The organism is Chryseobacterium sp. KBW03, assembly GCF_003852415.1.
Taxonomy (GTDB): Bacteria; Bacteroidota; Bacteroidia; order Flavobacteriales; family Weeksellaceae; genus Chryseobacterium; species Chryseobacterium viscerum.
Map to the genome: position 1 here is coordinate 30,795 of NZ_QAJO01000001.1, position 15,208 is coordinate 46,002.

12 protein-coding genes and 1 pseudogene are annotated in these 15,208 nt (G+C 34.6%); all 13 read right to left on the minus strand.

Annotated features, from left to right (window positions below):
- Positions 1–697: 697 nt before the first annotated feature.
- Positions 698–1,227 (minus strand): annotated as a pseudogene (locus tag DBR39_RS24425) (RHS repeat-associated core domain-containing protein); the annotation flags it as partial.
- A gap of 320 nt (positions 1,228–1,547) precedes the next feature.
- Entirely contained in the window at positions 1,548–1,952 is a 405-nt protein-coding gene (locus DBR39_RS00120; protein WP_124530319.1) for a hypothetical protein, read from the minus strand.
- Complete coding sequence (locus DBR39_RS00125; protein WP_124530320.1) at positions 1,952–2,998, minus strand: RHS repeat-associated core domain-containing protein; 1,047 nt, start codon at positions 2,996–2,998, stop codon at positions 1,952–1,954. The genes DBR39_RS00120 and DBR39_RS00125 overlap by 1 nt, the downstream gene beginning before the upstream one ends.
- Before the next feature lie 109 nt (positions 2,999–3,107).
- Entirely contained in the window at positions 3,108–3,482 is a 375-nt protein-coding gene (locus DBR39_RS00130) for a hypothetical protein (RefSeq protein ID WP_124530321.1), read from the minus strand.
- The gene (locus DBR39_RS24540) at positions 3,479–4,465 is read right to left on the minus strand and encodes an RHS repeat domain-containing protein (RefSeq protein ID WP_124530322.1); all 987 of its coding nucleotides are present in this window, start codon (positions 4,463–4,465) and stop codon (positions 3,479–3,481) included. The genes DBR39_RS00130 and DBR39_RS24540 overlap by 4 nt, the downstream gene beginning before the upstream one ends.
- Before the next feature lie 80 nt (positions 4,466–4,545).
- Positions 4,546–5,022: a hypothetical protein gene (locus DBR39_RS00140; protein WP_124530323.1), complete on the minus strand. Its 477-nt coding sequence runs from the start codon at positions 5,020–5,022 to the stop codon at positions 4,546–4,548.
- Positions 5,000–5,578 (minus strand): glycoside hydrolase family protein, encoded by a 579-nt coding sequence (locus tag DBR39_RS00145; RefSeq protein ID WP_124530324.1) that lies wholly within the window; start codon positions 5,576–5,578, stop codon positions 5,000–5,002. The genes DBR39_RS00140 and DBR39_RS00145 overlap by 23 nt, the downstream gene beginning before the upstream one ends.
- Entirely contained in the window at positions 5,575–6,060 is a 486-nt protein-coding gene (locus tag DBR39_RS00150; protein ID WP_124530325.1) for an RHS repeat domain-containing protein, read from the minus strand. The genes DBR39_RS00145 and DBR39_RS00150 overlap by 4 nt, the downstream gene beginning before the upstream one ends.
- A gap of 27 nt (positions 6,061–6,087) precedes the next feature.
- Positions 6,088–6,648: a hypothetical protein gene (locus tag DBR39_RS00155; RefSeq protein ID WP_124530326.1), complete on the minus strand. Its 561-nt coding sequence runs from the start codon at positions 6,646–6,648 to the stop codon at positions 6,088–6,090.
- Between the two features lie 15 nt (positions 6,649–6,663).
- Entirely contained in the window at positions 6,664–7,644 is a 981-nt protein-coding gene (locus DBR39_RS00160) for an RHS repeat domain-containing protein (protein WP_228447729.1), read from the minus strand.
- 68 nt (positions 7,645–7,712) lie between these two features.
- Entirely contained in the window at positions 7,713–7,970 is a 258-nt protein-coding gene (locus tag DBR39_RS00165) for a hypothetical protein (protein WP_124530328.1), read from the minus strand.
- Positions 7,971–7,974: 4 nt separating this feature from the next.
- Entirely contained in the window at positions 7,975–11,670 is a 3,696-nt protein-coding gene (locus DBR39_RS00170) for a DUF6443 domain-containing protein (RefSeq protein ID WP_228447730.1), read from the minus strand.
- Positions 11,671–11,674: 4 nt separating this feature from the next.
- Complete coding sequence (locus tag DBR39_RS00175; RefSeq protein ID WP_124530329.1) at positions 11,675–15,208, minus strand: hypothetical protein; 3,534 nt, start codon at positions 15,206–15,208, stop codon at positions 11,675–11,677.

A 15,208-nucleotide genomic window follows, 5' to 3' on the forward strand; every position in this document is an offset into this window, starting at 1 on the left:
CTTCTATCCCTACTCCAATCTGTGCAGAATAATTTATAAACCCACCTCCTTTTATTGGATTGTTAGGATCAATAGGAGCATATGATACTCCAGCCGAACCATCTACTATAGCTCCTAATCCTGCCGATACACCAAAAGAATGCCCTTGTAACATACTAGAAGTAATATTTCTAGAATCTCCTGTATACCTTCCTCCTCCAAATGTAATTCCCGCGCTTGATTCTATACCAGTACCTACGGACCCACCAACTGAAGGGGTAAAATATAGACCCGGTTCACCTCTCGTTAGAAAAGTAAAGTTAACAGGTGTTGTTCCTACTCCCAAGAAAGCAGCTACATTGGAAGATAAACCAACATTATAGGAATCATTAACCAAGTTCCTTGCAAAATTGCTATGCCAAATTCCTGGACTGGCAGAGCCAGATGCATTCACAATTGCCTCCCATTGATTTCTAGATGTTATTGTTCTTCCAGCAACTGTAGTTGTGGAATATCCATTTGTAATTGTTTCACCCTTTCTTGTGATACTTCCATCACTATTAAGTATATTAATAACTGTAATATTATCATATTCTTTCTCAACTATAGGTATTTGTGCACCCTTTTTTTTGGTAATATTCGTTTGTCCTACTCTTGTTGCATTACCATCATGCCAAGCTATATCACCTGTTTTATCATCTTCATACCAATCTTCTAGCCTCCCATCCGTATCAATAAATCTTAAAGGATTATTATATGCATACCTATATGGAGACCATGCTCTATTTACCTCTGCTAACGGATCCTCAACTCCCCATCTACCTAAGTCCGGCATATAAAATCTCGCCCCATAATCATACATCCCACTTTCCTGAAGTTCCTTACCATTGTACTTGTATTTATATGCAGAATTTCCTAACAAAGCATTATACCCCTCATGTTTCAATCCAAAAGGATAATAATTACTCTCTTCAATGATCTCTGCTCCCGCTCCATTTTTAGCATAACTTAATCTTGTATTTCCAAGGTGGTCAGTATAATTATACACATACTTTCCGGTCTCAACATTAAAATACCCTTCTGCTGTTGGAAAGAATTTTAATACTGAATCAGTATACTGGAAGCCATCCAAATAATCGGTTGTTTCTGTTCCGAAAACCTTTCTTACTTTTATTCCGTCTGCTCTGTAAATATAATCTGTTACTTTCGAATTTTAGGTGAATTTAGATAATTATATTGAATGGAGGAATATAGTTATCAGAACTTATTTATACAATAAAAGCCACTACAATAACAGTGGCTTTTATTGTATTTATGGACACGAGCGAGACGCTCGCGCCAGCAGGGGAAAGGATTTTGGAAGTTTCAAAGTTTGAAGCAGAAGACCGTAATCATATCTTTTCTGTAATCGATGCTTTTATTGCTAAAAGAAAAATTCAAAGCATTTTATAGTTTCGTTTCCCAATGGGAAACGAAACTACTTTATAACACAAACCCCCACCGCTTTGCGGTGGGGGTTTTATTTTCAATGGAACGAGCTACAAGCTCGCACCAGCGGGAGATCAGTTTTATCCTGAGTAATTAAATTTGAAAGGTTCATGAGAGCTATTCTCTATAATAATTAGATTTTTATTGTCAAAATAATCTAATATTTTAATCATATTATCCGTCAAAAATTCTATTGAATTTTCAGAAAAACCAATACTATTAATTACAAGATTTCTCTCCCCATCAACCAATATTTTCAGCAAAATCAAGTGTAATTTTCCTAAAAGGTCATCAATTCTAACGTTAGTATTTGTTAAATGGAAGAAAAAATCAACCAGAGAGTCTTTTTCTTTAATATTTATTTTTTCAAAAAAAGGAATTATTTTAATCGAATATGAGTAATCAAAGTTTATAAAAATATACTCTTCTTTATTTTTTAAATCCTGTAATTCTTGAAAGTTTATTTTTGATAATTTACTGTTCATTATTTTGTAGGTAATTTATAGATTTTAATTCCATAGTTGCTCGGGTTTGCACGATGAAAATTACCTTTGGTAATAATTTCTTCTACATATTTAAAATTACCCGTTTTTAATCCATATTGTAAAGCAGCATTCATTCTATGATTACCATCTGTCAAAATATATTTCCCTTCATGAATGTAACCAGCTCCACCTGTCGACTTATAAGTTCCGCTTATCATTTGCTCATAATAATTAGACACAATATTTGGATTAATTGATTTTTGAGCGCTTTTAATTCCATTAGCTTCTGCAGATGCCGAAATTTCTAAAGCAAGTGAAGAAGCTTTTTCTCCTGAAGAAAACAAAGATTTAAGAGATTTTAGAGCTTCCCAAGCTCCTTTAGGATTCTTAAGTATACTATAAAGTCCTTCTGCTCCTAAAATTGCCCCCGCAGTACCTTCTCCTCCTTTCTCTATCCCGTACATTGTAGCAATACTACTTGCTTCTTTAGCATCACTTTGAGAGATTACTCCTTGATTTCTTGCTTCATTTACACCTTCTGCATAATCTTCATTATATCCTGAGAGCGGACCAGCTCCTGCAAATGTAGGAACTTTCTTACCCTTTTCGTCAATTATTACTAAATCCGTAGACTTTTTGATGTTTTTGTAAGTACCATCTTTCTGTTTTTGATACCAATCTGTATTTTCCCTTCCATCAGGGTCAACAAACATTATAGGGTTATTATATGCGTAGGCATAAGTAGACCAACGACGAGAAGTTTCCGCCAACGGGTCAATCACACCCCATCTTCCTAAATCCGCCATATACATCCTCGCCCCGTAATCATACATCCCACTTTCCTGTAGTTCCTTTCTATTATACTTATAATTCTTATAACTAGCATTTCCAAAAAATGCATTTCCAGTTTTCAGATGGTTCATCCCAAATGGGTAATAATCATTAGCATCTGTGATTTCAAGAGCGCCTGCGCTGTTTCTAGCGAAACTTATCCTTGCATTTCCAAGGTGATCCTTATACTGGTAAATATAATAGTTTTTGATGATGAAAGAGCAAAAACCACTGCTGACGCAGTGGTTTTAATGTTTATCAGCTCAAAGTCAGAAGACTTTGCGCAGCTGGGAGGCAATACTCGTATGTCAGCATAAAAAGCATTTAGGTTTTTCTATAAAATAATCCGTCTATATTTTTTGAAAAGTATAGCTTACATTTATCCCCTTTATTCCAAATAATTTTATTATCTACTCCCCAACTATCTACATTATCTAAACCATCTAAAATTTCATACGATGATTTGCCTAAATCTAAAAAATATTTCTTTTTAATCTTTAATTTTTTCCCATTTTGATGAGACACTAATTTACCACTTGTCAAAAGAAAACAATTTAATGAATCAGTTTTATTAGAAGTAAATTTTAAAATATAAAAATTATTTGTCGAATCAATATCTAAAAGTTCATATTTACCTTTTATTTTTTGCGCAAATAAAACATTCGTAATTAATAAAGACATTATTATGGTTAATCTCATTTTCTTTTAACATTTTTATTAGTTGACATGAATTCTTCTCTTCCATCTTTTGTTACATATAGATCAATTGTTCCCCTCCCTGTTTTAGAATTGTATTCTTTTTCAATAACTTTTACACCAAATTTATCAACATGTCTTGGATCAATTGATTGCATTTTATGATGTGCAGCTTTATAACCAGGATTAGATTTACCCATTTCAGCTTCTCCAGATCCTGGAGAATCTACAGCACCTACATACGCTTCTAATGTAGCATGCAACATTCCAACGCCCCCTTCTACTTGTGTTACCTTATCTATTGCAGCAAGCGCCTCAGTATTTACTATTTGTTTCCCTATAACAGATCCATCTTCAAGCACTGTACTTCCCAGAAACTTATCTCCAACAATAGCCTTTCCATTATATTCAGTTGCATCTGTAGCATTTATTACCGCAATATGTTGAGAATCTTTATTCATCGCATATAACAACTTTTGGTCTGCTTCCGTCAATTGAGCCCCTTCTTTTGCTGTTCCAGTTACCTTACCATTAGCGTCCATTTGCAAGTTTAAATTTTTACTGGAATTTTTAAGCTGCTCAAAAGCCTTATTTGCATTAGCACCTGTAATAATAATATCCTCATTTTGCCTTCCATCTGGATCTACAAACCTCAATGGATTATTAAAAGCATAGTTATAAGGACTATGTCTCGTCATCTTTTCCGCCAGCGGATCTACTACTCCCCATCTTCCAATATCCGGCATATAGAATCTTGCGCCATAATCATACATTCCACTTTCCTGTAGTTCCTTTCCATTATACTTGTAATTCTTATAAGTTCCCGATCCAAAAAATGCATTTCCTGTCTTCAGGTGGTTCATCCCAAATGGGTAATAATCATTAGCATCTGTGATTTCAAGAGCGCCTGCGCTGTTTCTAGCGAAACTTATCCTTGCATTTCCAAGATGATCCTTATATTGGTAAATATAATAGTTTTTGATGATGAAAGAGCAAAACCACTGCTAACGCAGTGGTTTTTGTTTTTATTTATGGACACGAGCAAGACACTCACGCCAGCGGAGATTTATCGGATATTTTTCTCTAAATTATAGTTTACTCCTTTTAAAAAAGTTAAATGATCTTTAATGTTATTTAAATAGTATAAGTTAGTATAAATATTTTTTTCACCATCCATTCCATCAGAAAAACCATTATATGAATAATATATCATATTAGTTTGAGCATCTAGATTTTTATAAAAAAATAAGCTGTCGTCTTTTATTATTTTTACAAACTGATTTCTATCATCTATATCTGTAATTTTAGATAAATTACTTTCTATTTTCTTACTCATAAACTTCAAACTATCCTGATATTCATTTAACTCTTTTTCATAATTAATTTTATCATAGTCAGAATATTCTTTTTTTGAAAAAATCTGTTCAAACTGGTCTTGTGACTTAGCTAACTTTATGTTCTTCTTTATAGTATTATTCTCTTTACAAGACAATAACACTACCATAAAAAGCATAAAAAAATTACTTTTTCTTTTTATCTTCATTTTCTTTCTGTATTAATTTTTCTGTTCCTGTTTTTGTTAAAGCATTAGAATTTACAAATAATTCTTTTTCAAAACGCCTTCTAACCTGGAGCCCTGCATTATTCTTATTAAGATCCATAATAGCCTCTCCAGCTGCAACTACACCTTTTTCCTTATAAGTTTTCATTATTTTCAATGCATCATCTGGACCTTTGTTAAATGATAGGTCTACCATCGATGCAAATTGATCTGCATTTAAATCAATACTAAGATTACTCATGTAATTATTGACATAACCCTCATGTTCAGCTATCCTTTCAACAAATAATTCTGTTGCTCGATTCAATGTTATGCCATTCTCAAATTCTTTTTCTGAACTAGTATTATTTATTAACCCCTTATGAATTAAATGCCCAAATCCAATAGTTGCATTTCCTGGTTTAGCTCCATCTTGATCATACATAGAAAGTGACAATCCTTCATATGTGGTTATCAAAGCTGCGCCTTTTGAATTTACCATATAACTTCCAGTAACATTCCTTTTATCAATTCCTGCTGAAGCAAACATTCTTCTCATGTTGTATAATTTACAGATTCATACTTAGGATATGTCTTCTTAGGGTTTCCAGGACCTGCTTGATCAGGTTCCATTCCATCTGGATCTATAAACCTAATCGGATTATTAAAAGCATAGTTATAAGGACTATGTCTCGTCATCTTTTCCGCCAACGGATCTACTACTCCCCATCTTCCCAAATCCGGCATGTAGAACCTAGCTCCATAATCATACATTCCCGTTTCCTGCAATTCCTTACCGTTGTACTTATAATTCTTATAACTAGCATTTCCAAAAAATGCATTTCCGGTCTTCAGATGGTTCATCCCAAACGGGTAATAATCATTAGCATCTGTGATTTCAAGAGCGCCTGCGCTGTTTCTTGCGAAACTTATCCTTGCATTTCCAAGATGATCCTTATACTGATAGATACAATGGTTCTTTAGATAAGGGAAGCAAGAGGCTATCTCTTTTGAGGTAGCCTCTTTATTGTGTATGGACACGAGCGAGACACTCGTGCCAGCGGGGGCTTATTTTGATTCATATTTTTCAATGCTATAATATCCACCTCCATAATCATTCATTGTAATTATATATCCATTTGAAAACATTTCGTAAAGAACCGTTTTTAAACTTGACATACTAGGTAATTCTTTAGGAATCAATATAAAAGAGTTTTGTTCTGACTTTAAATATTTTTTTTTTATATTTTCAATATTCATATTTGATATCTTTTTATCAATATTGTAAACATTAAAAAAATAACCTTTATTCTTATACATATCTATATCCTCTATTTTTAATGGCTTATTCTGAGTAAATAAGTCTGTTAAAAAAGCATTAAAGTTATTTTTATAAGTTTCAACATAATGGTCTTGATAAATTTTATATAAAAAAGTTATATTGGTCTCTATAAATTTATCATCATCGATTTTGAAATATAAATAATAATTAAAGTAAGGAGAAGGCAATCCATTTTCTATAGAAGAGAGTCTCTCTATAAATTCTTGATTTGCTTTATCATTTTTGCACGAATAAAATATTAATCCGAAAGAAAAAATTAATATCAGGTATTTTATTTTGTATCTCATAATTATATATTATTATTATTTTTTCTTCTTATCATCTTCTGGCACATTATAATTTGGTGGATTAGGATTAACAGGTATCCCTCCATATGTTGTTCTCGCAGGTAATCCTTCTATTTTTCGTGCTATATTTTCAGTTTTCACAGCCCTTTGTTCCGATGGGTTATCTGCATCACTAATATTGGTTGCATCGGATTGGTTATTAGTATCTTTATCATACTGATGTTGCATTTCGTGAGCCACTGTACTTAAATTAGAATTTGGAACACCTTCCATTTTCTTAAATCTATCTTTTTCTTCTTGGCTTGAAAGATTAAATATAGTTTGAGAACCGCCGTCTGAAGTTCCATGTACACCTGAACCTTGATTTGGAGTTTGCGGGTCAAAAATATAATGCTTATTCTCACTGTTTTCAAGATGATGTAACATTCCTTTTAGAACTTTGCTATCTGAATGCTCAATTTTTCTATAAGCTCTTGCCAGCCTAAATAAATTTTGACTTACTTTATCCTTTCCACCATCATATTTCTCTCCTTTTTTATCTCCATTTATATAATAGAAGTTCCCTTTGCTATATTTCAGGTGTACTTGTGTGTTCTCATTTATTACTTGTACAAATATTATTTCATTTCCATCTGGATCAATAAAAACTATAGGATTATTTGCGGCATAATTATAAGGAGATGTAAAACTATATTTTTCTGCCTTATTATCAATTACACCCCATCTTCCCAGATCCGGCATATAAAATCTAGCTCCATAATCATACATCCCACTTTCCTGAAGTTCCTTACCATTGTACTTGTAATTCTTATAACTAGCATTTCCAAAAAATGCATTTCCAGTTTTCAGATGGTTCATCCCAAATGGGTAATAATCATTAGCATCTGTGATTTCAAGAGCGCCTGCGCTGTTTCTTGCAAAACTTATCTTTGCATTTCCAAGATGATCCTTATACTGATAGATACAATAGTTCTTTAGATAAAGGAAGTAAACCACTATTTACATAGTGGTTTTTATTGTAGATGGACACAAATGGGCTTTTGTATTTCTCTTAAAAAAATAATTTAAGAAAAAGATCTGGCTTTTATAAACTCAACTACTTCTTGTTTTGAATTATAAATTATAAATTCAATTTTCTGATGTACTGCAGAAATATTCTCAACAAATTTTTTTGCTTTTTGAATATTTTCAAAAATAGAATATACATTCTGAGTTTCTATATTATTTTGGTAAATATTAAAATTTAAGTCTAAAATAATCCCTGTTTCTCCATTTGCCATTAAGACTGCAAACTCATGCTCTTTTAAAATTGGAAACTTCATATTTTTATCTTTCTAAATTAACTTTTTTTACATTAGCACCTTTAACAGGTCCTTTCACTAAAGTCTCAGATTCACTAACTATAGTTCCTGGAGACTGTACTAGATTAACAGATTTTAAATTTGGACTTTTAACCAGTTGACTATTAGGTATTTCAGCAGTTAAAACAACACCTTCTCCGCTTGTTCTGTATGCAAAATTTTCAGCTACAGATATATTTGAAGACCAAGAAGTATAAGGACTTTCCGTCGTAAGAGTATTATGTTCTAGCGGGGTAGCATTACCACCTCGGGGCTTTGCTATTCCCTGTAATGCATTCTCATATCCTGGACTTGTGCTATTCACACCTCTATAAAGCGTCGTAGATTCTACACTTGCAGACGTCGTCACTTTACTTATTAAATTTCCAGCACCTTTTAATCCTGCAGCAACAGTTAAATCAATTGCTTTTTGTGTTAAATCGCTTCCTGCTTCTTTTCCTGCTGCATGAACACCTTTTGTTGCAGCTGTATATCCAACACTGGCTGCAGATAACACTGGTGAAAAAGTTTTGGCTGTACTTTTTAGCATATTAGTTTGAGCTCCTATAGGATCTTTTGCCATTGCCACACTCATTGCTTTCATACTATTTATTGGATGTCTGACAAAATTAGCAGTTCCCTGAACTGTTGCTTTTGCCCCTTGATATAGTCCAGAGTAATATGCTTTTGTAAGACTCCACAAATTGCAACATCCTTGTGCTTCTCTACCATCAGGATCAACAAACATTATAGGATTGTCTAATGCATATGTATATGGAGAAAATCGTCTCGATTTTTCAGCAAGTTCATCTACAACACCCCATCTTCCAATATCCGGCATATAAAATCTCGCTCCATAATCATACATTCCACCTTCCTGAAGCTCCTTACCATTATATTTATAATTCTTATAACTTCCTGATCCATAAAATGCATTTCCAGTTTTTAGATGGTTCATTCCAAATGGGTAATAATCATTGGCATCTGTGATTTCAAGAGCGCCTGCGCTGTTTCTTGCAAAACTGATCCTTGCATTTCCTAAATGATCCTCATATTGGTAAATATACTGATCTTTTCCGTAATCATAAAATCCTTCTCCTGTAGGAAAAAACATAAGATGGGGAGTCTTTACAGTAGTTATTCCCAAAGGAGCTCCCTGTGCTGTAGCAATCCCGCTTTCTGCGCTGTAAGCCTGCTGCTCATAGGCATATTTTGCCTTTTCAGTGGTGATAAGAAATCCGTCAAGACCTCCGATACCACCTCCATTGTTATCAGATTCACTGTGATAGTATTGAAATCCATCCAGATAATCTGTAATTCCGGTTATTGTATAGCAGCTTGCAAAGCCACATTCAAATTTTGGCAGCTTTTTCTGAACTTTCGCTCCATCCGCTCTGTACAGATAATGATGCATCCCGTCAAAACCCATAGTCCCATATTCTATCTTATCAGGAAGGTTCAGATGGTTGTAAGTAATCTTGCTAATATTTTTATCAGGCATCTGCCCCATATTTCCATTAAGGTCATATAGAATGGTTCCTCCTCCTCCTTCGTATCCTGAAGGATTATTTTTATGATCTTTAATCACAGAAACCTGATTGGTCAGGTTATTTGATCCGTAAATATATTCCAGCTCATCAATAACTGTAGCAGTTGTAGTACTTCCTTCTATGGCCGCAGTACGGTAAAGGTTTCTTATATTCCCATTCAGGTCATAGGCTAAAGATTCCGTATGTTCTTTGCTGTAAGGGTTTACAGGATTTTGATAATACCCTGCGGTAAGTCTGTTCAAAGCATCATAGGCATAACCGTATCTCTTAGGTTCCGTGGGAGGATTGGCTCCTATAGATTCTATAGCTCTCCAGTCTACTTCTGCTATATTTCCGTTATATTTTGGCTTTACATTTTTCCCGGAGAATAATGCAGGATCAGGGTTCTCCAATCCTGTCATCTGATTGTATTTGATTTTGTAAGAAAACAGTTTTCCTCCCAAATCAGGAACTGACATCTGATCTTTATTAATATGGGTCAGCCAGCCTCTGATATTATAGCTATAATCAATACTTTGCAGATTATTTCCTACTTTTTTATTCGTAAGCTGGGAGATCTCGTTATAGCTGTTTTCGGCAAGAATCTGTTCCGGTTTATCATCTACCTGATGTTTATGAACCAGTAATCTGTTCTGATTATCATAGTCAAAACGTTCTGTGATCGTAATTCCAGACTCGGTTGCCAATCTCTTGTGAATAGTAACCGTTTTCTTGGGTAATCCTGCAAAATCAAGTTCAGACTGCGCTCTGGTATATCCTCCCAAATGATTTATAGAATGACTTCCAATGGCTCTTCCTTTGGTGTCATAATAGCTATAACTTTTTGTCCAGTTATCATCTTCAATATTTTTCACCAGACTCATCAGAGGAAGTCCTCTGGTACTTCTTCCATCTGCAGAGGATGTATCAGTCAAGACTGTCATATCCGTTGTATTAGCAGGAAGTGCGGGATTAAAGCTGTATCCCGGATACGTATCATAATAGTTGACCGATAATAGAGTCACCAAAGAAGAAGATTCCGGATAGGAGAAATCTGCATTTCCATAATACACATCCATTCCCTGGCTGGAAAGACCTACAGTAACAGTTCTGTTAACGTTATTGAATCCAAAAGTTTCCACTTTAGCCTGTTCCTGTGCCCATGTTCCTCCGGTACTGATTCCTGTATACGCTACTCTTCCTAGCTCGTCATATTTGGTGAACAGCCATTGTCCTTTTCCATTTAATACAGCATCCTGAGTAGCTACCAGCTTATCCTGTTTGTCATACACCATAAACTCCCATCCTTTACCGGGAAGCTTTTTTCCTACCAGTCTATTTCTTCCGTCATAACGGTATTGATAAGCTAATGCATCATGCTCCGGCATTCCCCAACTGGCTAATTGAGATAAAAGCGGCGGAATTACAAAAACCAACTGATCAAATTTATTATAAACGTAATATGTATCTGCGTTTTCTGTAGCACTGATCACTTTTCTGACCAATACAACCTGTCCTCTGCTGTTTTTAAACTCAATGGTTTTATTTTCATCTTCATCCGCTACCGTATTTTTATACAACTGAAAGTCTCCATACATACCATCATTACTGATTGTTGATGTCGTGATGCCATTGGCTAGTGTAGTAGGAGCTGCAAACTTTCTTACTTTATCTTCTGCAGCATTCACATCATAGGCAAATTTTACAGGTTTTGCATTCCATTCATTCCCCACTTGTTTCTGTTCCAGTACTCTGTCCAAAGGAGAGTTTTCCATTATTTTTTCTGAATAGATCTTTTCTGAACCATAAGGTGAATTCATTACATTACTAAAAGGATCAGAAACAAGATTTCCATTCAAAGTACTCCCCTGAGGAATGGGAAGATATTCTTTTATCTGTCGCCCGAATTGATCATATACAACAGGAACCACTACATCTTTTCCTAACGGTGATGCTTGTATGTTGACTATTTGTTTGGGCCTTCCCAATCCGTCCAGGTACTGAACCGTTTCTGAGGATTTTGTTACTGAAGTTCCGTTATAATCAAGGTATGTTTTGGTCTGAACATAATTTTCTGTATTCTGAATCGTGGAAAGCTGGGACTTGACAGTTCCCGTTATAAGGATTCCTATAGGGATTATTAATTTTTTCATCGGTTTAGTGTTTATAATTATATTTCATTTCCTTCACCTTTTGCTGCTCCATATTTTTTACCTGCTGAGGTCTGTTGGCAGCATCGTAAATATAATTTTCTCTTATTCCTGATGGAGGTGTTATACTCGTTACTCCAATTAAAGGGTCGTGGGTGTAGGTGGTAATCTGAGGTCTTCTTCTCGGAAGCGCCTCAATGGCTTTCCTGAAAGTCACCAAATCACTAATTAAAGTAGATTCATTAGCCGGATTAACTGCATCAGCATTGGAAGAATTAACGACAGCTGTAATAACGGCATCCGGAATTTCACTTAAGGTAATCCCTACAATTTTAGCAATAGGAAGGGTTTTATTATAGCCCCAGATAATAACCGTTGAAACTCCGTCTCTTGCAGTATACTGTTGTACATTTCCCATTTCATCGTATTTATCGTAAGCCACTTCTTTAGAAACAGTATTTGATAAATCAGTAGAATTGATCTGATAAGGCAATGCCAGCCCTGAAGTTTTTGTATCTGCATCAGCCTGACTTACCGGATATAGAGATTCCACTTTAGAAATTGTTTCTCCATTCTTTTGGATTTCTGTTTGTAGTGGTACACTTACCATATTTTTATTCATAAGAAACAGATTCCCTATCTCAAATGGATATTTATAAGAGGTCTCGTCTATCGTATTGTCTGATGAAGTCGATTTACTCTTTGCAATATAATCTCCGGAATTGTACGTATAATCTTCAATCGTGGTCAGTTTTTTATTATTAGGAAAATACTGGGTTTTCTTAGACTGTATCAGATTGGTTTTACCCACAATTTCCTTAGAAAAATAGTACTGAACAAAAGACATTGGATTGACACCGAATCCTATTGAAGAAGTATATTCACATAAGAAAGAGTACATACTACTGCACTTATTCATGGTAAACTTGTATGACTCATAATTATCAATATGAAAAGTATTGAACCTGTTGAAAATAAAATTATTTTTAATCAGAAAATTAATACCTGTGATCTCAGTGGTGGAATGATCATCATAGGTATTTTCTTCTTGTAAAAGCATATTGTTATTGGAATCATACACTTTTTTATTCAGAAGATTGCCTCTGCGATAGTCCGTATTTTGAGTATAGGCCGCAGGAGGAGACATTGAAAAATGGGAAAACAGAGGATTGGGTGAGTCAATAGGACTTGAAAATTTATGGACTGTTTTTCCTTTAAAAACAGATGAATCATAATTGGCTATGTAATCAATATCCTTAACGGTAATAAATTGATAGCCCACATCCGCACCCTTTGTTTTCTCTGATGAAAGAACGTTTTTTGTGGATGTCGTGTTGTAGGTCATATCTAAACCATGCTGTTTCATGACTGTGGAAGTAGGAGAAATGCATAAATACATATTATTATATGCTTCTTCATATTGGAATACAGGAATCGGGAAAACCAGTGCTCCACTGCTCTTGGAAGGATCTGTAATATCATTATACTCATAGAGTTTCTTCTTTTGCAGCCCTTTTTCATTATAAAATTCAATATCTCTGATTCTGACTCCTCCTCCGGACAGATAATGAAGTGAATTATTTGCCTTTCGGTAATACCCGGAAAACCTTGCTGTAAAATTGGTTGGAATTGGATTATGTGGCATATTCCCGGATACAGTACTCAATGTCACATAGTATTTCCCTGCAGGGAAACTTCTTTTTTGCCACGGATTATAATTAGGATCTATGTCAATAAGCGGACCTAATGCCTGAACCATTGCATTTTCCATCTGCCCTGTAGTTTCATTGAGTTTGTAAAAATTCAATGCCCACGGTTCGCTCATATAATTACCGGCTTCAGAATTGAATAAGATTTCCTGCGGTTCAGTAATTGTAAAAAAATACGCAGGACTCTGTCCAAAATTATTGATCGTTACATACGAAGACATGGTATCCCAGTTCCCAAGATTGGATGAAAAATCGGTTATTGGTTCAATCGGATTAGCCGTTGGGTCCTGGCTTTGTGTAATAGAACTCGGTTTATAGTTGAACCTGTTCAATTCATAATTATAACGGATTTCACCTCCGGTTGGAAGTTTCATTTTGGTAAGGACATCTTTTTCTATACATCCAGGAGAAGGTTCAAACATTGTGTTAGGAGCAAGCAAATCTAAAATTGGAGTTTGCTGTACACATCGGTAATGTCCCCACAAGTCACCTCTTACATCTTCTGGTGCATATTGTAGTTGTTTAGAATTCCCTCCATATGTGAAAGTGTAAGCATGGTCTTCCTGTACATCTTTATCAAGAATGGATACTTTTTTCAGCATCATTTTTGAATCGTATGCATAGTCAAAATTATACTGCTTGGTAAGCCTGCTGCCAAAGAAATCTTTTATCGTGATTGTACTGAGTTTCTTGTTATTATTCGGCATTGTGAGATTGCTGTCCATCCTGTTTCCTGTATATTCAAAATAGATTTTGGCTCTGTCTTTTACCTCAATATTATCCAAAAACCGGCTATAGGTATGGTTTAAACTCGTTGAAGTTTCATAATCAGCAGGAAAAGTATTGACAATATCATCATAACAATCTGCATATTGAAGACTTCCATCAAATGGATGAAGCGGACCTCTTCTTTTAGCAATAAAAGTGGATACAGATTGCTCAATACCATTCGAATAATTGAACTTTACTAATAACTTATTATCTTCATACACTTCGCTAAGGTGAAATCCGGTATTCAAATCCTGATATTCAAGATTATCATTGGTATTAACATTGGATGTATTGGTCGTATTGATCAGATAGGAACGTGAAGATTTCTCAACAACATTAAATACATACTTTAGTCCTTTATCATCAGTAATTTCAAACTTTAAGGGTGCATTTTTACTGTCAAAAGTAAAATCTATTTTAAAATTATTTTTATCCAGTTTTACTAACTTCAGAAATCCCGTTGTCTCATCTCTTTTAATAAAAAACCGTCCGGTATATCCCATAAAGTTATACTGGTATAGATCATAGCTATTATCAAAACGGTTGAACAGAACGGATTCAAAAATTTGTCTAAAAGCCTTCTGATCATTCAAGCCGCTTCCACTCCCATTCTGAAGATAGTTTTTTACAATATTATAATTGTTTGTAAAAGTCTCCAGGTTATTAAAATATATCCCATATTTCCCGGTAACCTGATCTGATTCATCTGGCAGATCCCTGATGGTACGGGAAATCATTCCCCCTGCGAAAAGGCTCCATCCTAAACCATATTCTGAGGCTACGTCATCCACTTTTGCACTTAAAGGATGATAATTAAGTGATATATTAAGGTTTAATTTGGAACTGTTTGTGGAGAAATTTTCAATAGGAATATTAACATCCGGAATCCCTGTGTAAAGGCTCACAGGAACTTCCTCAAATTTCATTAAAGAGCTTACACCAGGACTTTGAGGTAAGCTTCGGTTGAGTTCTTCTACATAGTTTTTCCCTTGTCCTTTTGCAAAAAACAAAACTCCACATATAGGAAAAAGGTAAATTAATTTAGTTACTACTCTTTTCAT